Consider the following 21980-nt stretch of genomic DNA (forward strand, 5'->3'; position numbering starts at 1 on the left):
CGCCGGAGTCGATCAACAGCAAGCCGTCACCTTCGATTTGCGCGTGCTCTTCTTCGGTGGCGCGGTAGTGAGGCATCGCCCCGTTACCGTTGAAGCCGGCAATGGTGGCGAAACTCTGGGACACGTAGCCCGGACGACGGGCACGCGCCGCGCTGAGCTTCTCGTCGATGGTCAGTTCGCTGACGGGCTCGTTACCCAGCGCTGAATCCAGCCAGGCGAAGAACTCGCACAGCGCCGCGCCGTCCTGCTCCATCGCCTGGCGGATATGCCGGGTGTCGGCAGCGCTCTTCTGCGACTTGAACAGCGTGGTCGGGTTCAAACCTTCGACCAGGGTGACTTCGCTGTCCAGGTAATCCAGCAGGCCACAGGTGACCCGCGCCGGATCCACCAGCAATCGGGCATCCTTGGGCACGTTGCGCAACGCAGTGCCGATGCGCGTGTATTCATGCAGAGTGATGCCTTCTTGCTCCAGCGTGCTGCGCAGCGCGGCATCGACTTTCTCCGATGCGACAAACAGATTGATGCTGTTCGGGCCGATCAGGGCGAAGGAGATGAACACCGGGTTGTAGGAGACATCGGCGCCACGCAGGTTAAACAGCCAGGCGATGTCGTCCAGAGTGGCGAGGAAATGCCAGTCCGCCCCGCGCTCGGCCATCACTGTACGCAGTCGAGTGAGTTTGTCGGTGCGGGTTTCGGTAGCGTGGGGCGCCGCGTGCTCATAGACAGCCTGGGCCGGCAACGCAGGCCGGTCGTTCCACAGCTCCGTTAAAGGGTCGAGGTCGGTGCGAAGCCGCGCACCTTTTTCGTACAAATTGGCAGCCAGCGTACGCGACGACGCCACGGCCAACACCGCACCATCCACCGCGACGACGGAATCAGCCTTTGCCTGCTCGGTCAGCCATTCAAGTGGACCGGGCTGGCCGGGCTGCAGCTTGACCAGGTCAATCCCGCTGCCGGCCAACTCTTTGCTCGCTTGCTCCCAGTAACGGCTGTCCGCCCACAGACCGGCGAAGTCCTGGGTGATGATCAGGGTGCCGACGGAGCCGTAGAAGCCGGACAGCCACTGCCGCCCTTGCCAGTAACCCGGCAGATATTCAGAGAGATGAGGGTCGGCCGACGGCACCAGCCAAGCGTCGATGCCTTCACGGCTCATCAGGGCGCGCGCCTGCGCAAGGCGTTGCATCGCCACTCCAGTGGTTTTCGACTGCGTATTCATTGAATCTCCTGGTGACCCGAATTGTTTGCATCGCAGACCCGGATAATGGAGCAGCGATCAAAGCTGAGCAACCGCAGCGCCGCCTCCACCGTCGGGCGCAGTAATGGCGCGTAGGATCCACCTCCTGGCGCACTGATGAAAGCTTCGTCATATCAACCACTTCACCCGCGTCGATTTATATATAACCGAACACAGTTCCATCTATAAAACTGCAACACCGCTGTGATCGCTTAATTACACACTTACCGCTCAGTGGATTAGTTACTCAACCACACAATTACGTTTGTATGACGGGATTCAATCATCGAGCGCCATAAAACCGTTAACCCCACCCGCGCCCAAGTTCTGACGTTGGAAAAACGTCTTCCCGGTTATTTTTGACGGCCAGATAGGTGGTTTTCAGGAGCGCCTAAAAAGCGGCGCGCACCACGACAGCGCAGTGATGTTTTATTGACTACCAATAAAATCAACTACTTAGAGATGCTGTCGGCCCGTTTATCAAAAATCTAACAGAATGATGGCGAAATAATTTGACAGAAACGCCGCCTCCGTCGATATATAGGCACGTCCAATGTTTTCCCGTTTTTGCAGTGCGGCCCTAGAGCTGTGCGCCGAGAGCATTCCGACTTAATTACCCTGCGACTGCCAATAAAGTTGACGATTCAAACGGTGTGAAATCAGCGCCGGTGGGCAGTTTTTGGTTCAAAGAAAGGTTTTTTCGAATTACTGAATGTGCTCGGTGGGGCGGTAGCTTTGCCCAACGTTTTAGTCAGCGAGTGCTGAATAAGGCCGCCGTTTGAATGCACGCCTAATTAGTACAACGGCAGGATCTGCAGATTCGGGCGGTAGCGTGCCTGAAGCGCAATCTACCCCTGCCCTGCACTCCTCACTCTCTCCGAGGGCCTGATGCAATGCCTTTATCTTTCGACATGGATGAGCAGCTGGTTCAGCGACTGGCTGACGAAATCGATACCAACGGCTTTGCAAAACTGAACGCGGCCGTTCCGGACTCGGACCTGCAGCAGTTACAGGCCTGGACTGACGAGCAGGCGCAGAAACACCGGGGCGAATACTTTGCCTACCACGGCGAAGCTGCACTGAGCGAAAGCCTGCTGGCGAGCTACTGGTCTGACCCGCGTTTCAAGGCGCTGCTGGGTCGCCTCTATAAGCATGCTGCCCGTCGCGACGCTGCCAGTGACCGCATCTTCCCGGTCCTGCGCTGCGTGCAGGGCAATCAGGGCAAGCGCGAATCCAACAGCTTCCATTACGACGCCAGCCTGGTGACCGCGCTGATCCCCGTGTTTATCCCCAGCGAAGGCGAAGGACGCGGCGATCTGATGTTGTTTCCCAACATCCGTCGGGTGCGCTCATGGGTGTTGTTCAACGTGATCGAGAAAGCCCTGCTGCAGAACAAGATCACCCGCGGCTGGATCATCAAAGGCATGCAGCGCAATTGGCTCAAGCCATATGTCCTGCGCCTGGAGCCGGGCAGCGTTTATTTCTTCTGGGGTTATCGCAGCCTGCACGCCAATCAGGCCTGCCGGCCGGACGTAAAGCGCGCCACCGCGCTCTTCCACTTCGGTGACCCCCATACCGGCAGCCTGGCCACCCGGTTGATCCTGAAAATCAATCAAGGCCGCGCGCAGCGGATGAGCAACAAGGCAGGCAACCCGCCGCCGGCATCCACCCCCAACTGATTCCCCTTGAACCTGGCGTTGACGGCCCGGCGTCAGACCGGCGCCATCGCATCACTGCCCAAAAGCCTTTTAAAAGCTTTGCATCTGAAATGGAGAATTCGATGATCAACGTCACCAAGACTTACCTGGGCGATATCGACAAGTTCAAAGGCTACGTCGAGGGCATTTATGCGCGCGGCTGGCTGACCAATCACGGGCCGCTGGTGTGCGAGCTCGAACAACGCCTGAAAGAATATCTGGGCGTCAAACACGTCATCCTCACCAACAACGGCACCCTCGCCCTGCAAGTCGCTTATCGCGCGCTGGGTCTGAGCGGCAGCGCAGTGACCACGCCGTTCAGCTTCGTCGCGACCAGCAGTTCGCTGCAGTGGGAAGGCATTCGACCGATCTTCGCTGACATCGACGCCCAGACCTGGAACATCTCGCCCGACCACATCGAAAGCCGCATCGTCTCCGACACCACCGCCATTGTCGGCACCCACGTGTTCGGCAATCCGTGCGCTGTCGAGCGCATCGAAGAGATCGCCCGTCGGCGCAATCTGAAAGTCGTGTACGACGGCGCCCATGCCTTCGCCGTGCGCCACGCTGGCCAGTCGGTGCTCAACTGGGGCGACATCAGCACCCTGAGCTTCCACGCCACCAAGCTGTTTCACACCATCGAAGGCGGCGCAATCATCACCAACGATGACGAAACAGCGCGCCGGGTTCACCTGCTGTGCAACTTCGGCATCGCTGACGTCGACAAGATCGAAGGCATCGGCATCAACGCCAAGCTCAACGAATTCTCCGCCGCGATGGGCCTGTGCATTCTCGACGACATCGAGAACATTCTTCAGGAACGCGCCGAAATCGCTGACCGCTACACCACTCGCCTGGGCGATTACGTCGACCTGCAGCGGCCGGAAAACAACAGCCAGCTCAATCACAGCTATTACCCGATTGCCCTGAGCGACGAACAGCAACTGCTGCGTTTGCGTTCAGCGCTGAACACCAACGGGATCAACCCGCGCCGCTACTTCTATCCCTCGCTGGACACCCTTGAATACTTGCAGCCGCAAGCGGCACAAACCGCTTCACGTTCATTGAGCGAGCGCGTGCTGTGTCTGCCGATTTACCCGGGCCTGCTGCGCGACGATCAGGACCGCGTGATCAGCACGGTGATCGCCGAAACCAGCGGCGCCCACTCGCCCTACCGCGTGCCGTCCCTCGCGCAGGTCATGTAACACCGCCGGGCCAGCCACTGCGCCATTCACCTGTTTCGCCGGAAGGACTTTCGATGCAAACCAAGCGCTCAGTCATACGCAACACTGCGTTGAGCTATGCAGGCCAGGCCTACACGCTGCTCGTGGGGATCCTGATCATGCCGTTCTATCTCGGCCACATGGGGGCCGAGGCGTACGGGCTGATCGGGTTCTTCTCGGTGCTGCAGGCCTGGCTGCAATTGCTGGATGCGGGGTTGTCGCCAAGTCTGGTCAGGGCGGTGGCGCATCGACAAGGCAGTGAAGGACTGGATCGCTACACAGGTCGCCTGCTGCGCTCGTTCGAAATCATTTTCCTGCCGCTGGCGGGGTTCTGCTGCGTGGCGATGTACGCCGGCAGCGAATGGATCGCCGTGCACTGGCTCAATGCTCAGCAATTGTCGACCGAGACGCTGGTGCAGTGCATCGGGCTGATGGGCATCGTTATCGCCCTGCGCTTGTTTTCAACGCTCTATAAAAGCGGGATTCAAGGCCTTGAACAGCATGCATGGCTGAACATTGCCAACGTGATCATCGCCACGCTGCGCTACTTCGGTGGCCTGCTGCTGGTGAGCACGATTTCCAACGACCCGGTGCACTTCTTCGAATTCCAGGCGCTGGTGGGCCTGATCGAAGCTGTGATCTTCGCGGCCCGTGCCTATCAGCAGATGCCGACGCCATCGCCGCTGACCGGTTTTGACTGGGATCTGGTCAAGCCGATCATCCCGTTCGCGGCGAGCATGTCCGGCACCGCGGTGCTGTGGATCGTGCTGACCCAGATCGACAAGGTGCTGCTCTCAGAGCTACTGCCGCTCAATGAATATGGTTACTTCTCACTGGTGGCGCTGATCACCACCGGGATCATGATGCTCTCCAACCCGCTGGCGCAGACGCTGCTGCCGCGCCTCACCGTGTTGATGGCCGAAGGACGCCGGGACGACATGCATCAGCTTTATCTGGCGGCGAACCGGTTTGTGTGCACGTTCCTGTTCCCGCTCGCGGCGCTGATCGCGCTGCACGCCGACGAAATGGTCTTTGCCTGGTCGGGGGATCGCCCTGCTGCCGACTGGAGCCGAACGATTCTGCCGTGGTACTCGCTGGGCAGCGCCATCATGGCCGTCAGCGCTTTCCAGTTCTATCTGCAATATGCCTACGGGCGCATGCACCTGCATGTCTGGTACAGCATCGTTTCGGCGCTGATCACGGTGCCGGTGATGTTTCTGGCGATTCGTGGTTATGGCGCTTACGGCGCGGCGATCGCCTGGTTCGTGTTGCGCGTCGTGTCCTTCGCCGTCTGGCCGGTCATCGTCCACCAGCGCCTGGCCCCGGGCATTCACAGCCAATGGCTGCGCGACATCATCCGCATCAGCGTGATGACCGGCGTGGGCCTTGCGATCACCGAGCCCTTGCTACGCCTGATCGCCAATGAAAACCGCATCAGCATCTTCCTGGGTCTGGCCGTCAGCGGCCTGCTCACGCTGCTGATTGTGGCCGCCAGCTACAAGCCGCTGGTCATGAAGATTTCCGTTCTGTTCAGCAAACCCAGTGTTTAACTCCGAGTACCCAAGCCATGGATGCTAATAGCAATAAGACGAGCACCTCGCCGTCCGCCGCGCCCTTGGTCAGCATCGTCTGTCCAGCCTACAACCAGGAAGCCTACGTCGCCCAGACGCTGGAAGGCTTCCTGATGCAGCAAACCACGTTCGCCTTCGAAATCCTGGTGAACGACGATGCCTCCACGGATGGTACTGCCCGCATCATTGCCGATTACGCCAAGCGCTTCCCGACGCTGATCCGGCCCTTCTATCACGAGACCAATCAGTACTCGCAGAACAACCCGCCGGTGCCGCGCCTGTTCGGCGAAGCGCGTGGCCGCTACATCGCTTACTGCGAAGGCGACGATTACTGGACTGACCCGCGCAAGCTGCAGATCCAGGTGGACTTCCTCGAAAACAACCCGGATTACGTGCTGACCTACCACGACGCGATCCCCTTCGACATCAGCGGCCAGTACCCTATCCAGCTGCAAGGCAAGCTGCGCGGGGATGCCACGGCGCTGGAGCTGCAGAAGGCGCGGCCGATCTCGACGTTGACCACGGTGTTCCGCAACGTCTTCGATTCGTTGCCACCCGAACTGCGCGCCGCGCCACTCAACGATCTGGTCTGGTGGTCGCTGCTCGGTGCCTACGGCAAGGGCAAATTCATGGGTGAGGTCAAGCCAGCGATGTACCGGCTGCACCCGGGGGGCGTGTTTTCCATGCGCTCCAACAAACGCAAGCTGCACATGGCGCTGCAGACCTCCGGCGCCCTGGCCAACTACTACAACCGGCTCGGCAATCAGGAGCTGTATGAGCACTTCCTGATGGAGCTGGTCGAGTATTCGCTGTCGGCGATTACCCCGAAACGCAAGATGCAGACGCTCCTGGCAGTCGGGCAGAACTTCAGCACCAACATCAGCAAGAGACTGATGACGAGCCTCAGCAAAGGTCATGTTCAGTAACGTACTGGTGGTCTGCGTCGGCAATATCTGTCGCAGCCCCATGGCCGAAGCCATGTTCCGACAACGGGTGCCGAACGCACGCGTCCAGATCTCGTCGGCCGGGACCCACGCCATGCTCAGTTCCACCATTGACCCGCTGGCTCAGGCCGTGCTGCTGGTCAATGGCGTTCCCGCCCACAAACATCGAAGCCGTCAGATCGATCGGCAGATGCTCCACGAAGCAGAGCTGATTCTGGTCATGGAGCATCGTCAGACCCAGAGCGTCCTCAAGCTGGCCCCCGAGGTACGCGGCAAGACGTTTCTGATTGGCAAATGGCAACAAGCGCTGGAAATCGCCGACCCCTACCGGCGCCCGAAACTAGCCTTTGAACAGACCTACGAGCAGCTTTCGCGTTGCGTCGACGACTGGCTTCCTTATCTTCAGTCAGGAGATCCAAGATAAATGACCGCTATGAACCGTACTTCTCTGGACGAGGTCCAGGACTCCCGGATCGATCTGGCGACTATCTTGCGCACACTTTTCGATCACAAAGGATTGATTGCGTCGATTGTCGGCATCTGCGTCCTGCTCGGCGCCACCTACGCCATTCTCGCCACGCCGATCTTCCAGGCCAACGCGATGATTCAGATCGAGCCGCGCAAAGTCGGCATCGAGGGCCGCACCGAAGTCTCCAGCAAACCGCTGTCGGTTTCCCAGGCGACCACCGAAATCGAGCTGATCAAATCCCGCGCGGTGCTGGGCAAGGTCGTTGATGACCTCAAGCTGTACATCGTGCAGAAGCCCAAATACATCCCGGGCCTGGGCAGCTACATGGCGCGTCGGTTCAAGCCCGAGCGTGAAGGCGCGCTGGCCGATCCGATGTTCGGCCTGAACAGCTACGCCTGGGGCGGCGAAAAAATCGACGTCTTTCAGCTGGACGTGCCGGACGCACTGCTGGGCGAAAAGATGACCATGGTGGCGGGCAAACCGGGCACCTTCACCCTGTATGACGAAGACCGCAACAAGCTGCTCAGCGGCCCTGTCGGTCAGACCGTCGAAGGCAGCGGCATCAAAATCCAGGTGGCTGCGCTCAACGCCCGTCCGGGCACCGAGTTCACCGTGGTGCGTCAACGCACCCTGACCGCCGCGCTGGATTATCAGGACCGTCTGAAAATCATGGAAGCGGGCAAGGACTCCGGGATCGTCTACCTGTCGATTCAAGACCCCGACCCGGCACTGGCCAAGCGCATCCTCAACGAAGTCAGTCGCCTGTATGTGCGCCAGAATGTCGAGCGCAGTTCGGCCGAAGCCGCCCAGCGTCTGGAATTCCTGCGTTCGCAACTGCCTGCCGTGCGCAAGCAGCTGGAACAGTCGGAAATCGCGCTGAACAACTTCCAGATGGGCGCCAAGTCGGTTGACCTGAGCGTTGAGACCAAATCGGTTCTGGATCAGGTGGTCAAGCTGGAAGGCACCCTGTCGGACCTAAAAATGAAGCGCGTCGACGTCGAGCGTCTGTACACGCCGGAGCATCCGACCTACCGCGCCCTGATGACTCAGATCGGCCAGGTTGAAGCACAGAAAACTGCGCTGCTGAAGAAGATCGAAGCCCTGCCGGCCACGCAACAAGAGCTGCTGCGCCTGAACCGTGACATGCAGGTCACCTCGCAGACCTACACCCTGTTGCTGGATAAGAGCCAGGAGCAGGACATTCTGCGCGCCGGCAGCATCGGCAACGTCCGTATCATCGACAACGCCGACGCCAACGTCGAAGAGCCGGTCAAGCCGATGCGCAAAATCATCGTGCTGGTCGCCGCCCTGATCGGTTTGCTGCTGGCCGTTGCCACCGTGTTCGTGCGCCAGGCGTTCTACCGCGGCGTGGACAACCCGGAAGTCATCGAAAACCTCGGCATGCCGGTGTACGCGTCGCTGCCGTATTCGCGACTGCAGGAACGCATGGAAAAGGCCGCTCAGAGCCGTTCGACAAGCAAGGAGCCACGCCTGCTGAGTGTCAGCGCGCCGACGGAACTGGCAATCGAAGCGTTGCGCAGCCTGCGCACCAGCCTGCACTTCGCCATGCTCGAAGCCCGCAACAACGTGCTGATGATTTCCAGCCCGACGCCGGGCGTGGGCAAGTCGTTCGTCTCCAGCAACCTGGCGGTGATCATTGCGCAGACCGGCAAACGCGTGTTGCTGATCGACGCCGACATGCGCAAAGGCTACCTGCACAAGATGTTCAATCTGACGCCCAAGCATGGTTTGTCGGACACCCTCGCTGCGCGTCTGGGCAGCAAGGAAGTCATCAACCACACCGAAGTGCGGAACCTGGATTTCATCTCCTGCGGTTACGCGGCGCCGAACCCGTCCGAACTGTTGATGCACGACAACTTCAACAAAATGATCAGCGAGCTGTCGCCGCTGTATGACCTGGTGATCATCGACACCCCGCCGATTCTGGCCGTGACCGATGCCACGCTGGTCGGCCGTCAGTCCGGCACCTGCCTGCTGGTGACCCGCTTCGGCCTGAGCACCGCCAAGGAAATCGAAGCGTGCAAACGCCGCCTGATGCACAACGGCATTCTGATCAAGGGTGCGATCTTCAACGGCGTCCTGCGCAAGGCGTCGACCGCCGACTACGACTGCGCCGCCTACGGTTACGACTACACCACGGTCCGCAAGTAAATCGACACGCACGCCAAGGAGAAACACATGGCCAGGACCCTTGCAGTGATGCAGCCCTATCTGTTCCCGTACCTGGGCTACTTTCAGCTCATCGCTGCTGCAGACGTCTTCGTCCTGGGAGATGATCTGCAGTATGTGCGGTCCGGCTGGGTCAATCGCAATCGCATCCTGCACAACGGCGCGGCCAGGCTGATCAGCTTCCCGTTGAAGAAAGACCGCTTTCAGCTGCAGATCAATCAGCGCCAACTGTGTGAGCATTTCAGCGATGAAGCGCCACGGCTGATCGATCTGCTCGCCGAGAACTACCGAGAGGCGCCCTACTTCGCTCAGGTCATGCCGCTGCTGGAACGGTTGATCCGTTTCCCCCAGCAGAACATCGCGCTGTATGCCGAACACGCCATCCGTGAAATGTGTGCTTATCTCCACATCGTGACGCCGATCCTGCGCAGCTCGGACCTGATATTAGGTAGCGCTGCGGACAAGCAAGAGCGCATTATCCGCATCGCTCACACGTTTGAAGCCACCACGTTCATTACCCCGGAAGGCGGCTCGGTGCTCTACGACCGTGATCACTTTGCCCGCAACGGTTTGCTGGTGCGGTTTTTCCGGATGAACCCGGTGGCGTATCGGCAGTTCGGGCAACCTTTCGTCGCCAACCTGTCGATTATTGATGTGCTGATGTTCAACTGCGTCGAGCAGGTGCAGCAACTGTTGACCGAATACGGGCTGGACAAAAATCCACCCTGCGCAAGGCCCGTCATGATGCACGGGGTGGCGCAAAAACCTGACGTTGTCCTGACCGGGTCGCACCGGATCGCAGTGGAGTGAAGTGTATGTCTGAAGTCGTCAATAGCTCCGGTGGCTCGGCGCGCTGGTACCTCATCCAGACCAAACCCCGCCAGGAAGCGCGTGCGGCAGAGCACCTGCAACGTCAGCAGTTCGAGTGCTACCGCCCGGTCAAGCACGGTGAGAAAAAACGCGGCTCACGGGCGCCAGCCGAAGAAGAGCTGTTTCCCGGTTACCTGTTCATCCACATGGACCAGGCCAGCGACAACTGGTACCCGATCCGCTCGACCCGGGGCGTGGCGCGCATCGTTACGTTCGGCGGCATGCCGGTTCCGGTGCAGGATGCGTTGATCGAGCAGATTCGCCAGCGTCTGTTGGCGCCGCCGCCCAGGGTCGCCTTTCAAGAAGGTGAAACAGTGCGGGTCACGGCCGAGGGTTTTAACGACGTCGAAGCGATCTTCCTCGCCGCCGACGGTGATGAACGTGCGGTGATTCTGCTCAACCTGCTGCAACGCGAGCAAAAGGTCACCCTGCCGGTCAGCAGCCTGTCGCGGATGCAAGCGCAGGCGTGAGCCGTTAGCGTTGTCCGTACTGATCCACACATTCTGACCCACACATCCTGATTCCCACGGGGCTGATGCTTTCAGCCTCTTGACCCCCCTTCGCCCGGAACTCGCCATGACCCAGAAAACCACACTGGTGACGCTCACCTATGGTGATCGTTTCAACTACCTGCACACGCTGGTCAGCCGTTCGTTGGAGAGCCCGCTGATCGACCGCGTGATCATTGTCAGCAACGCGTCCACCGCGCCGCTGGACACCCTGCGCCGCAACTGGCCGAACCAGGTCAGCGTGATCTACATGCACGAGAACACCGGTTCGGCGCGGGGCTATTCGGTGGGGATTCAGGCCGCGCTGGACGCCGGGGCCGAGCACATCTGGCTGATGGACGACGACAACGCGCCGACCATCAACGCCATTGCCACGCTGCATCAGGTGCTCGAAGAACGTAAACGCGTCGACGGCGAAGACAAGGCCGCCGTACTGGGCTTTCGTCCGACCCATCAGGCGGATATCGCCGCCGGCGTGCCGAATCGCTTCGCCATCCAGCGCCGTTCGAGCTTTTTCGGTTTTCACATCGCGCAGCTGCCGTACAAGGTCTGGCGTCGCCTGCCGTGGGGCGCGCCGCAAAGCCCCCACCGCAAACTGCCGCTGGTGCAATTGCCGTTCGCTACTTACGGCGGCCTGCTCGCCCATCGCAACCTGTATCGCCGCATCGGCCTGCCGCTGGATGCGTTGATGCTCTATGCCGACGACAGCGAATACACCTTTCGCATCACCGCCGGTGGCGGCCGGATCTTCCTGGTGCCGGATGCCTTGCTCGATGACCTGGAAAGCTCGTGGAACATCAAAGCGCGCACCAACAACATCTACGAGAGCTTCCTGCTGGGCGGCTCGGACTTGCGCGCCTACTACGGCGCGCGCAACCAGGCCTGGTTCGACAAAAACATCTGGGCCAATTCGTCGCTGCTGTACGGCCTCAACCGCTGGGTGTTCTTCCGCCTGCTGCGGCTGATCGCCAAGCGACGCGGTGCCGAGGAGCGCCTGGGCCTGATCGAAAAAGCCATCCGTGACGGTGAGTCCGGGGTACTGGGTCTGAATCAGTCGTATCCATTATGAAAATACTGTTCATCAGCAGCCTGTATGCCCCTCACATTGGAGGCGGCGCGGAAATCATTCTTCAGCGTACCGTCGAAGGCCTGCAGCAGCGGGGCTGTGAAGTCAGCGTGCTGGTGACCGGTCCCGACGCAGGTTTGAGCGTTGAGGCGGTGAACGGCGTCAAGGTCTACCGCGCCGGCCTGCGTAACTTTTACTGGCATTTCGGTGCGCAGCGGCCTGGCCGTCTGGCGCGCCTAGGCTGGCATCTGCGCGACCGCTACAACGGCGCGATGCGCAGCTACGTTAAAAAGGTCATCGGCAACGAGCAGCCGCAACTGGTGGTCTGCCACAACCTGGCCGGCTGGTCGGTGTCGGTCTGGGACGAGATCACCGCTGCAAAGCTGCCGATCGTTCAGGTGCTGCATGACATGTACCTGATGTGCCCGAGCAGCAACATGTTCAAACGCGGCCAATGCTGCCAACAGCAATGCGGCAGTTGCCAGACCTTTCGCAAGGGCCACGATGTTCGGTCGGCACAAGTCGCGGCGGTGGTCGGGGTCAGTCGCTTCATTCTTGAAAAGCTGCAGCTGCGCGGATATTTCAGCAACGCCAGCCCGTACGTCGTGCATAACGCCAGCCCGTTCACCCCGCCGACCGCCTCGCCCCATCAGCGGCGGCAAACGGATCTCGCAGTGAAAAAAGCGCCGTTGCGCTTCGGCTACATGGGCACGCTGTCCCACCAGAAAGGCGTGGCCTGGCTGATCGAGCAATTTCAGCGACTGCCCTTCGACGCCACGCTGCAGATCGCAGGGCGTGGCCAGACGGATGACGAAGCCACGTTCAAGGCCCTGGCGAATTCGTCGAAGATCAGCTTCGTCGGTTATCAGACGCCTGAAACGTTCTACCGTCAGATCGACGTCGCCGTGGTGCCTTCGCTGTGGAATGAGCCGTTCGGCATGGTTGCCGTCGAAGCCTGCGCCCACTCGGTGCCGGTGATTGCCAGCCGCATGGGCGGTCTGCCTGAAATCATTCAGGACCCGCTCAACGGTTTGCTGTGCGACCCGCAGGATCCCGACTCACTGGGCCAGGCGATGTTGCAGTTGCACCAGAACCCGGAATTACTGGCGCGTCTGAGCGGAGAGGCGCGGGTCAGCGTGGCGTCGTTACTGAACCTGGAGCTGATGCTCGACAGTTACCAAAGTATTTTCGACCAGACGCTGCTGGACGATGTCGCCCAAGGCAACCGGCACTCACTGCCCTACCCGGTTTGAGCCACATTCGTTTGAGCACACCGGCATGCACCTGCGTCATGCCGACATTACCGCCGACGGCCCGCGACCTACCTGAGCAAGCGCTCCGGACCGTGCCTCTTCATTGAGACAAGCCATGTTTATCCCTTACCTGCCCCGGTTACGACGACCCTCGGCGGTCCTGTTGCTGGGTTTGTTGATCAGCTGCATCACGCGGGCGGACGAAGCGTTCATCATCGGCGTGGACACGCACTTGATGAACAAACCCGGCACCTCCGTCCGCGCATTGCAGCTGCTGAAAGCGGCGGGTGTCGACTCGGTGCGCGACGATGCCTATTGGTCCAGCGCCGAGCCCCGAAGAGGGTCGTTGAAGATCGAGCCTTCGTGGCAGTCATTCCTGAGCGCCGCCCAGGAAAACCGCTTGCGACCGCTGTTGGTGCTGGGCTACGGCAACCCGTTTTACGAGAACTACGCCAAACCGCGAAAACCTTCGGTGCGCGATGCTTACGGCAACTACGCCAGCTTTGTCACCCGCCAGCTCACCGACAGCGTGGACTTCTACGAAATCTGGAATGAGTGGGACAAGGAAAACCCGGTCGACCCGGCGTTCGCCAGGGACTACAGCCTCCTCATCGAGCAAACGGCCAAGCGCATTCGCGCCAACCAGCGGCCGATGGTGATTCTGGCCGGCGCCGTGACCAGTCAGGGCATGGACCTGGGGTTCGCCGACCGGCTGGTGGAATCGGGGCTGTTGAACCATGTCGACGGGTTGTCGCTTCATCCGTATGTGTATTGCCGTTCGGATGAGCGCAACACCCCGGAAAACTGGATTGCCTGGCTGCGACGAATCAGCGAGGACCTGACGGACAGGAACCGCAACAAAGGCCCGGTGCCGCTGTACCTCACCGAGATGGGCTGGCCCAGCAATGACGGGCGTTGCGGCGGTGACGAGAAGACCCAGGCAGCGTTCCTGGCGCGCAGTTTCTTCCTTGCGCAGACGATGCCCAACGTCAAGGGCATGTGGTGGAACGGCCTGCTGAACGACGGTCCCGACGGCACTGACCCGGAGCAGAACTTCGGCCTGCTCAATCAGGACCTGAGCATCAAGCAGGCGTACCTGACGCTGAAGGCCATCAGCCCGACGCTGCATCAGTTCCGCTACGACGCTGAAAAGAGTCGAGAAATCGACTCGCAATACCTGCTGCGATTCGCCAAGGGGTCAGAGCAGATCATGGTCGCCTGGACCGCCGGGCTGCCGCGATCGATCAAGGTCGACGCCAGCAGTGTGCTGCGCGGCAACGTGCAATACATCGACACCCGCCAGCCACAACGGGGGCAGGTCGATAGCGGTATCCCCTGGAACTGCAACGACGGGCGTTGCTCGGCGCAAGTGCCGATTGATGACTTCCCGAAAATAATAAGCCTGGGCACACGCCCGGCACTGTTTGCCTTGCCCTGAATTCTGCCTTTTTTTTTGGCCCGCCTTTCGAGCGCCCCTTCATTCAGGGCGCTGACGGCTCTTGACTGAGCGCGCTGAAGGCGCCTGCGCACGACCCCTTTATCTCTTCTACAGGTCGACCACAATGATTGTGATCAATGCACGTTTCCTGACCCAGGAATTGCGTGGCGTTCAACGCTTCGCCGAACAGATCTGCCTGGCCCTCAAGCAACTGCGCGACGACGTGGTGTTTGTGGCCCCCCACGGCATTCAGATGCACGAGAGCGCCAAAGCCCTCGACGTGCAATGCATCGGCAGTCACAGCGGCCACCTGTGGGAGCAACTGGACCTGCCGCTGTACCTGCGCCGTCAGGGCAACCCGCTGCTGATTTCGCTGTGCAGCACCGCGCCGCTGTTGTACGGCAATCAGATCGCGACCCACCACGACGTCACCTATGTGCGTCACCCGGAAAGCTACACGCGCACCTTCCGGCTGCTATACCGGACCATGACACCGATCATGCTGTCGCGGATCAAGTCGCTGCTGACGGTGAGCGCCTTCTCCAAGGGCGAGATCTCGCAGTTCTACAAATTCCCGGAGAAGAAAATCTTCGTGGTGCCCAATGCCGTGAGCGGTGCGTTTCAACCGGGGCCGCCCCTGAAAGAGCAACAGGATTACCTGTTGGCGGTGTCTTCGCCCAGCGCCCACAAGAATTTCAGCCGGATGATTCAGGCGTTCCTGCTGCTGCGCGGCCACGATGATCTGCAATTGCGCATCGTCGGGGGCGCCAGCGGAATCTTCAGCGACGACAACCTGCAACGCCTGGCCAGTCGTGACCCGCGCATCCGCTTTCTGGGTCGCCTGAGCGATGACGAACTGATCAGCCAGTACCAGGGCGCCACGGCGTTTGTGTTTCCGTCGCTGTACGAAGGCTTCGGCATTCCGCCCCTGGAAGCACAGGCCTGTGGTTGCCCGGTGCTGGCGGCCAACGCGGCGTCGATCCCTGAAGTGCTTCAGGCCAGCGCGCTGTATTTCGACCCGCTGGACATTGAACACATGGCCGCCGCCATGGAACGCATCCTGACGGACATGCCGCTGCGCCAGTCGCTGCGCCGACGCGGACTGAACAACGTGGCGCGGTTTTCCTGGGAAGAGTCGGCACGCCAGGTTTCCCAACGCATCGACGCGCTGCTGAGTCCGGCCAGAGACCGGCGCAGCAGCCAGGGCAGCGATGCCCTGGGTCGCGAATCTTCCAGCAAGCTCTGAGGCATTGCCATGAAACGCCTTGCCTATCTCGACGCATTGCGCGGCATCGCCGCCTTGATGGTGGTTTTCACCCATTTGTATGCACCGGTCATCGGTCACGTCTGGGCGCTGGATTACCTGATCGACCCCGGCAAGTTGGGGGTGTTGTGGTTCTTCATGATCAGCGGCGTAGTAATTCCCTACAGCCTGAAGCCGGTCCCCGATGGCGCCCGGCGTTTTCTGATCTCACGCTTCATGCGCCTGTACCCGGCCTACTGGCTGTCACTGGTGCTGTTTGTGCTGATGCTTCATTTGAGCGGCGCGCCGTTGCCGTCCTGGCCGCAGATCGTCGCGAACCTGACCATGGTGCAGGCGGCACTGGGCTTCGACGACGTCGTCGGCCTGTACTGGACGCTGTTTATCGAACTGGTGTTCTACGGCCTGTGCCTGGCGTTGTTCATCGCCGGCAAGTTGTATGACCTGGCGTTCCGGGCGCGCTGTTCGCTGGTGTTTCTGCTTGCAGCATTGGCGATGAGCGTGGCCCGCGCGCTGACTGAACACAAGTTGCCGGTGGCCCTTCCGCTCGCGTTGTCGCTGATGTTCTTTGGCTCCGTGTGGCGCCAGTGGTTGCTGGCGGAACACAGCCCGGCGCTGACGCGGAACCTGAAAATGCTGTTCGTGGCCTTCGCCGTGCTGTTACCGCCGACGCTGATCATGGCTTACAGCAAGGACATGGGCACCGGCGAAACCTGGGGCCGTTACTGCTTCACCTACGCCGTGGCCATTGTCAGCTTCGTGCTGCTGACCCGCAGTGTGCGTCTGAACCACCCGGCGCTGGTCTGGCTGGGCGCAGTGAGTTACTCGCTGTACCTGCTGCACCCGTCGATGGGCATGCTCAGCGAATTCCTGCTGCGCGGCACCGATGCACCGGGCCTGCTGGTGGCGCTGGTCGCAACAGTGCTGACCCTGGGCGCTGCCCATTTGTGCTTCCGCTACATCGAACACCCTTTCATACAGCTCGGAAAACGCCTTAATAACCGCAACGCCGAGACGCAGCCTGTCAGCGTCTGATTTAGCGCCTGCGCACATGGATAGGCATGGGATGGCCCTCGCGAGCCTGACTCGACGTACCGGGCGTCCCTCAGCCGTTAATGCAGAGAATTTCAATGAAGATTGCAATCGTCCACGACTGGTTGGTGACGTACGCTGGTGCCGAAAGGGTTTTGGCATCGCTGATCAAAATCTGGCCCGAGGCGGACCTGTTCTCCGTCATCGATTTCCTCAGCGACCAGGACCGCGCCCAATTGGGCGGCAAGGTCGCGAAGACCACGTTCATCCAGCGCCTGCCCAAGGCCAAAACCAAATACCAGCGCTACCTGCCGCTGATGCCGATGGCCATCGAGCAACTGGACCTGTCCGGTTACGACCTGATCATCAGCAGCAGCCACGCGGTGGCCAAAGGCGTCCTGTGCGGCCCGGACCAGTTGCACGTCAGCTACGTACACTCGCCGATCCGCTACGCCTGGGACCTGCAGCATCAGTACCTCAAAGAGGCGAACCTGAGCACAGGCCTGAAAGGCAAAGTGGCGCGGATGATCCTGCACTACATGCGCATGTGGGATCAGCGCACCGCCGCAGGCGTCGATGACTTCATCGCCAACTCGCACTTCATTGGCGCGCGCATCACCAAGGCCTACCGCCGTGAATCCACGGTGATCTACCCGCCGGTGGACACCCGCGGTTTCGCCCTGCAGGAAGAGAAGCAGGATTACTACTTCACCGCCTCGCGCATGGTGCCGTACAAGCGCATGCCGATGATCATCGAAGCCTTTGCGGCCATGCCGGGCAAGCGTCTGGTGGTGATCGGCGACGGCCCGGAAATGGAAAAGGCCAAGGCCGCTGCGGCCAACGCGCCGAACGTCACGCTGCTGGGTTATCAGCCGTTTGCGGTCTTGCAGGAACACATGAGCAACGCCAAGGCGTTCGTGTTTGCCGCCGAAGAAGATTTCGGCATCAGCCCGGTGGAGGCCCAGGCCTGCGGCACGCCGGTCATCGCGTTCGCCAAGGGTGGCGTGGTGGAAACGGTCTGCGGGCTGGATCATCCGCAGCCGACCGGGGTGCTCTACCCGGAGCAAAGCGTGGCGTCGCTGATGGCCGCCATCGAGACGTTCGAGATCAACGGTTCACGCATCACCGCACAAGCCTGCCGGACCAACGCCGAACGCTTCAGCGAGGCCCGCTTCGAACTGGAAATGCGCCAGTTCGTCGAAACCCGCCTGAGTGCAGCTCGTCAAAGCCGCCAGCCTGCGCACATCCGGCCGGTCCAGATCGCGCCGACACTGGTCAGCAACGACCTTTCCGCCCGCGTTGTTCCGATCAAATCCGTCTGAGCGAGCCCAGCCTATGCGCACTCCATTAAGGGGCATTCTGCATGCCCATTCATCGTCGCTGTCCGTTGCTCACCGGTTGCTCGATCTGGCGGTCATCGCGGTTGGCGGTTACGGCGTCAACCTGCTCACCGGTATACCGATGAGCAGCGAAGCCTGGATGCAGATTCTGCTGGCGGCGGTGGCCTTTCACTGGCTGGCCGAATACCACCAGTTGTACGGCTCGTGGCGTGGCGAGCGCATTGCGCGCGAGCTGCTGAAGGTCGCCAATTACTGGGGCCTGGCCTTTGTGCTGCTGTTGTTCGTCGACTACCTGCTGTTGCAGCCCGACGATCTGGCGGACAACAGCCAGATGGCCTGGTTTGCCGTCGTGCTGGTGGCGTTGTGTGGCTATCGCCTGGCGATCCGCAGCGTGCTGCACACCTTGCGCGCCCAGGGTTTCAACACCCGCCGCGTGGCGATCGTCGGCACCGGCCATTGCGGCGAACGCCTGGCAATGTCCATCGAACGCGCGCCGTGGATGGGCCTGAACCTGCTGGGTTTCTATGACGAAGCGCCGCAGCAGATCGACCTGGCGCGCATCGGCCGACGCATTTCGGTGCTGGGCGATCTGGATCAACTGATCCAGGACGCCCGCGACGGCAAGATCGACAAGGTGTACATCACCCTCGAACTGGGCGCGCAAGCGCGCCTGCAGGAGTTGATCAAAGGCTTGAGCGACACCACCGCGTCGGTCTACGTGATCCCCGACGTGTTCATGTTCGAGTTGCTGCACGCCCGCAGCGAGAGCATCAATGGTTTGCCGAGCATCAGCATTTTCGATTCGCCCATGGATGGCGCCTGGAGCGTGGTCAAGCGTCTGGAAGACATCGTGCTGTCGAGCCTCATTCTGACGATGATCGCCCTGCCGCTGATGCTGATCGCTCTGGCGATCAAGCTCACCTCGCCAGGCCCTGTGCTGTTCCGTCAACGCCGTTATGGCCTGGACGGTCGGCCGATCATGGTCTGGAAATTCCGCAGCATGAGCGTGCAGGAAAACGGCGCCGTGGTGACCCAGGCCACGCGCAACGACAGCCGCATCACGCCGCTGGGCGCTTTCCTGCGTCGCACTTCGCTGGACGAGCTGCCGCAGTTCTTCAATGTGCTGCTCGGCGATATGTCCGTCGTCGGCCCGCGCCCCCATGCCGTGGCGCACAACGAGCAATACCGCAAGCAGGTGTCGGGCTACATGCTGCGGCACAAGGTCAAGCCGGGCATCACCGGCTGGGCACAGATCAACGGCTGGCGTGGCGAAACGGACACGCTGGACAAGATGCAGAAACGCGTTGAATTCGACCTGCAGTACATCGAGCACTGGTCGGTCTGGCTGGACCTGAAAATCATCCTGCTGACGCTCTTCAAAGGCTTCGTCAACAAGAACGCCTTTTAAAAAGAAAATCTGCCAATTACAACAAACATGGCCAAGGGCTAGTAAGCTCGCCGGGAGGTGCACGGGTGCATGAGCGAATGTGATCCGATGTTCGGTGTAGGTAAGGGATGCAAAGAAATCACTGCGGTGCCAGTACGCACCTATTAGGATTAGAAGGAACATTCATATGAAAGTAACGTTAGCGGTCGTGCTGCTTTCCAGTCTGGTGTTGCAAGGCTGCGCATTCGCCCCCGGTCAGTACATGTCTTACAGCGATGTCACCGACAAAGACCCCGACGGTCCCGAGGTCACGCTGATCAACATCACCCCCGCCACGCTTGCGCAGCAGCAGAAAACCGCGGACGCAGCGGCCAAACCGCTGCCCCCGGAATTGCTGAGCTACAAGACGCCAGAATACGTCGTCGGCCCCGGCGACGCCTTGCTGGTGACCGTGTTCGAACATCCTGAACTGACCGCGCCGGGCTCCCAGGAACAACTGGACGCCAACAGCCGCGAAGTGCTGAATGACGGCACCGTGTTCTTCCCGTACGTGGGCCGTATCCAGGCCGCCGGCAAGACCGTTTCGCAGATCCGCGACCAACTGCGCATGGGTCTGGCGCCGCAATACACCGAAGTGAAAGTCGACGTCAAAGTGCTGCGATATAACAGCCAGCGCGTTCTGCTCTCGGGTGCCTTCAAATCGGCGGGCCCGCAACCGATCACCAACATTCCGCTGAGCCTGGTTCAGGCCATCAGCCAGGCCGGTCTTGATTCGACCGACGCCAACCTTGCCGGTCTGACCCTGCGTCGCGACGGCAAGGATTACGTGATCGACGTTGACTCGCTGAACCGCAAGGATTCGCAGATCAGCAAGATCTTCCTGAAGGACGGCGATTACCTGCACCTCAACAGCAATTCGAAGAACAAAATCTACGTACTGGGCGAAGTTCAGCGCCCACAGGTGATCTCGTTCAGCACCACCAGCGTGACGTTGCTGGAAGCCCTCGGCACCTCCGGCGGCCTGAGCCCCGATGCGGCAGATGGCGACGCGGTGTATGTGATTCGTGCACAGGATGCCACCCACGGTGCGACGGTGTTTCACCTGGCGGCGAAGAAGCCGACCAGTTATGCGCTGGCGAAAGGCTTCGAGCTGGCGGCCCAGGACGTGGTGTTTGTCGGCCCGGCCAACATCACCCGCTGGAGCCGTTACGTGAGCCAGTTGCTGGGTTCGAACAACATCATCCAGACCGGTGCGATGTTCAGGAATTGATAGGGCAGGCAGCTTCAAGCGGCAAGTGTGAAGCTTCAAGCTGACAGCAGAGCAACAGAGAAATCCCCGCAGTGGTCCGACTGCGGGGATTTTTTTTGGGTTGAATTTAGCAGCGGCAAGTGTTGCTGAGCCAACAGCGGATCAACAACTGCGTGCGCCTGGATCAACAGTCTGGGGTATCTGGCGGGATTACAGCTTAAGCTGATCGCTGGATCTACAGGTGCAACGGCTGATCGAGAGCGCTGGCACGCATGCTGCTTCAGTCCTGGCAAAGGGTCTTCACGCCCATTACTTTCGCGTTGAACGCGGCCTGCTCGGTGCCTTGCACCTCGGGTGACTGACCCTAAGGAAACAACCCATGTTAGTAGTCTCGATTTCAGGCAGCCCGTCCACCCGATCGCGCTCGGGCGTGGTGCTGCAACATGCCGCGCACTGGCTCAAGGACCGTGGCGTGGACGTGAACGGTGCGCGCATTCAGGATTTTGCTGCCGAGGATCTGCTGTACGCCAGGTTCGACAGCCCGCAGGTCGTGGCTTTCATCGAAGCGGTGGCGAAGGCCGACGGCTTGCTGATCGGCACGCCGGTGTACAAGGCGTCGTTTTCGGGAGCGCTGAAGACGTTGCTCGACCTGCTGCCGGAGCGTTCACTGCACGGCAAAGTGGTCTTGCCGATCGCCACGGGCGGGAGCATTGCCCACATGCTGGCGGTGGACTACGCACTGAAACCGGTGCTGTCCGCGCTGAAATGCCAGGAAGTGCTGCATGGGGTGTTCGCCATCGACAGCCAGATCAGCTACGGCGAAAACGCGTTGGGCGGTGAGTTGGATGAACTGCTGACCCAGCGTCTGCATGACGGGCTGGATCACTTCTTACTGGGCCTGCAACACCGTACCCAGGCGCGTCACAAAGAAGCGGGCGGGCATTTGAAGCTGGCGTTGTAAGCCTTCGACTTAACCCTGACGAGCTTTCGAAGGGAGGCTGACTTCGGCGTTCACTTCGCCACGGTTATCGAACTCGTGGGCGCGTTGCAGCTGTGGCTGTTCCATCAGTTGGGCTTTGCGGGCCTGAAATTCGTCGTAGGACAAGCCGCGACGGTTGAGGTCTTCGAGGGCCAACTGGTGGGTTTCCTCTGCGCTGTAGGGGCGCAGTTCGGGATGATTGCCAGCGGCACAACCGGCGAGAACGGAGGCGGAGAGTAACAGGGAGAGGGCAAGAAGACGGTTCATT

19 protein-coding genes (1 of these 19 only partly in view) are annotated in these 21980 nt (G+C 60.5%); 17 read left to right on the forward strand and 2 right to left on the reverse strand.

All coding sequences use genetic code 11. The features are described 5' to 3' along the window. Positions 1 to 1216 carry the 5' portion of an aminopeptidase P family protein gene (locus tag AC3ISG_RS17150; RefSeq protein ID WP_489297530.1) on the reverse strand. Its footprint begins 593 nt before the window's first position, so 1216 of the gene's 1809 nt are visible here — the first part of the coding sequence; it begins with the start codon at positions 1214 to 1216; its stop codon lies beyond the left edge, outside the window. Positions 1217 to 2127: 911 nt separating this feature from the next. Here AC3ISG_RS17150 and AC3ISG_RS17155 point away from each other — a divergent pair. From AC3ISG_RS17155 to ssuE, 17 genes are all read left to right on the forward strand, one after another. Continuing rightward, positions 2128 to 2913, forward strand: coding sequence for a hypothetical protein (locus AC3ISG_RS17155; protein ID WP_206079348.1), 786 nt, complete (start codon positions 2128 to 2130; stop codon positions 2911 to 2913). Between the two features lie 101 nt (positions 2914 to 3014). Next, positions 3015 to 4136, forward strand: coding sequence for a DegT/DnrJ/EryC1/StrS aminotransferase family protein (locus tag AC3ISG_RS17160; protein WP_122624813.1), 1122 nt, complete (start codon positions 3015 to 3017; stop codon positions 4134 to 4136). Positions 4137 to 4189: 53 nt separating this feature from the next. Then, positions 4190 to 5704: an oligosaccharide flippase family protein gene (locus tag AC3ISG_RS17165; protein WP_122537790.1), complete on the forward strand. Its 1515-nt coding sequence runs from the start codon at positions 4190 to 4192 to the stop codon at positions 5702 to 5704. 17 nt (positions 5705 to 5721) lie between these two features. Beyond that, positions 5722 to 6651, forward strand: coding sequence for a glycosyltransferase family 2 protein (locus AC3ISG_RS17170; protein WP_122624811.1), 930 nt, complete (start codon positions 5722 to 5724; stop codon positions 6649 to 6651). Further along, on the forward strand, positions 6641 to 7093 hold the full coding sequence (locus AC3ISG_RS17175) for a low molecular weight protein-tyrosine-phosphatase (RefSeq protein ID WP_122624810.1): 453 nt from the start codon (positions 6641 to 6643) through the stop codon (positions 7091 to 7093). The genes AC3ISG_RS17170 and AC3ISG_RS17175 overlap by 11 nt, the downstream gene beginning before the upstream one ends. Continuing rightward, positions 7094 to 9310: a polysaccharide biosynthesis tyrosine autokinase gene (locus AC3ISG_RS17180; RefSeq protein ID WP_122537786.1), complete on the forward strand. Its 2217-nt coding sequence runs from the start codon at positions 7094 to 7096 to the stop codon at positions 9308 to 9310. It abuts the gene before it with no gap. A gap of 27 nt (positions 9311 to 9337) precedes the next feature. After that, positions 9338 to 10138 (forward strand): WbqC family protein, encoded by an 801-nt coding sequence (locus AC3ISG_RS17185; protein WP_122537785.1) that lies wholly within the window; start codon positions 9338 to 9340, stop codon positions 10136 to 10138. A gap of 5 nt (positions 10139 to 10143) precedes the next feature. Next, positions 10144 to 10668, forward strand: a complete 525-nt coding sequence (gene rfaH / locus AC3ISG_RS17190; RefSeq protein ID WP_122537784.1) for a transcription/translation regulatory transformer protein RfaH — start codon at positions 10144 to 10146, stop codon at positions 10666 to 10668. A gap of 106 nt (positions 10669 to 10774) precedes the next feature. Further along, positions 10775 to 11776: a glycosyltransferase gene (locus AC3ISG_RS17195; RefSeq protein WP_122537783.1), complete on the forward strand. Its 1002-nt coding sequence runs from the start codon at positions 10775 to 10777 to the stop codon at positions 11774 to 11776. Further along, entirely contained in the window at positions 11773 to 13026 is a 1254-nt protein-coding gene (locus tag AC3ISG_RS17200; protein ID WP_272631152.1) for a glycosyltransferase family 4 protein, read from the forward strand. Before AC3ISG_RS17195 ends, AC3ISG_RS17200 begins: the two co-directional genes overlap by 4 nt. Positions 13027 to 13141: 115 nt before the next feature. After that, the gene (locus AC3ISG_RS17205; protein WP_272631150.1) at positions 13142 to 14464 is read left to right on the forward strand and encodes a hypothetical protein; all 1323 of its coding nucleotides are present in this window, start codon (positions 13142 to 13144) and stop codon (positions 14462 to 14464) included. 124 nt (positions 14465 to 14588) lie between these two features. Further along, positions 14589 to 15710 carry a glycosyltransferase family 4 protein gene (locus AC3ISG_RS17210; RefSeq protein ID WP_122537780.1) on the forward strand — a complete coding sequence of 374 codons (1122 nt, stop codon included), beginning with the start codon at positions 14589 to 14591 and terminating at the stop codon, positions 15708 to 15710. A gap of 9 nt (positions 15711 to 15719) precedes the next feature. After that, complete coding sequence (locus AC3ISG_RS17215) at positions 15720 to 16760, forward strand: acyltransferase family protein (protein WP_489297531.1); 1041 nt, start codon at positions 15720 to 15722, stop codon at positions 16758 to 16760. Between the two features lie 95 nt (positions 16761 to 16855). Then, positions 16856 to 18079: a glycosyltransferase family 4 protein gene (locus AC3ISG_RS17220; RefSeq protein WP_122537778.1), complete on the forward strand. Its 1224-nt coding sequence runs from the start codon at positions 16856 to 16858 to the stop codon at positions 18077 to 18079. 13 nt (positions 18080 to 18092) lie between these two features. Then, positions 18093 to 19505, forward strand: a complete 1413-nt coding sequence (locus tag AC3ISG_RS17225) for an undecaprenyl-phosphate glucose phosphotransferase (protein ID WP_489297532.1) — start codon at positions 18093 to 18095, stop codon at positions 19503 to 19505. Positions 19506 to 19671: 166 nt separating this feature from the next. Further along, complete coding sequence (locus AC3ISG_RS17230) at positions 19672 to 20754, forward strand: polysaccharide biosynthesis/export family protein (protein ID WP_122537776.1); 1083 nt, start codon at positions 19672 to 19674, stop codon at positions 20752 to 20754. A gap of 358 nt (positions 20755 to 21112) precedes the next feature. Next, positions 21113 to 21694: an NADPH-dependent FMN reductase gene (gene ssuE, locus AC3ISG_RS17235; protein ID WP_489297533.1), complete on the forward strand. Its 582-nt coding sequence runs from the start codon at positions 21113 to 21115 to the stop codon at positions 21692 to 21694. 9 nt (positions 21695 to 21703) lie between these two features. Here ssuE and AC3ISG_RS17240 read toward each other — a convergent pair whose 3' ends face one another. Continuing rightward, positions 21704 to 21979, reverse strand: coding sequence for a hypothetical protein (locus AC3ISG_RS17240; protein ID WP_122537774.1), 276 nt, complete (start codon positions 21977 to 21979; stop codon positions 21704 to 21706). Between the last annotated feature and the right edge of the window lies 1 nt (position 21980).

The organism is Pseudomonas sp. GL_135 (assembly GCF_057834665.1).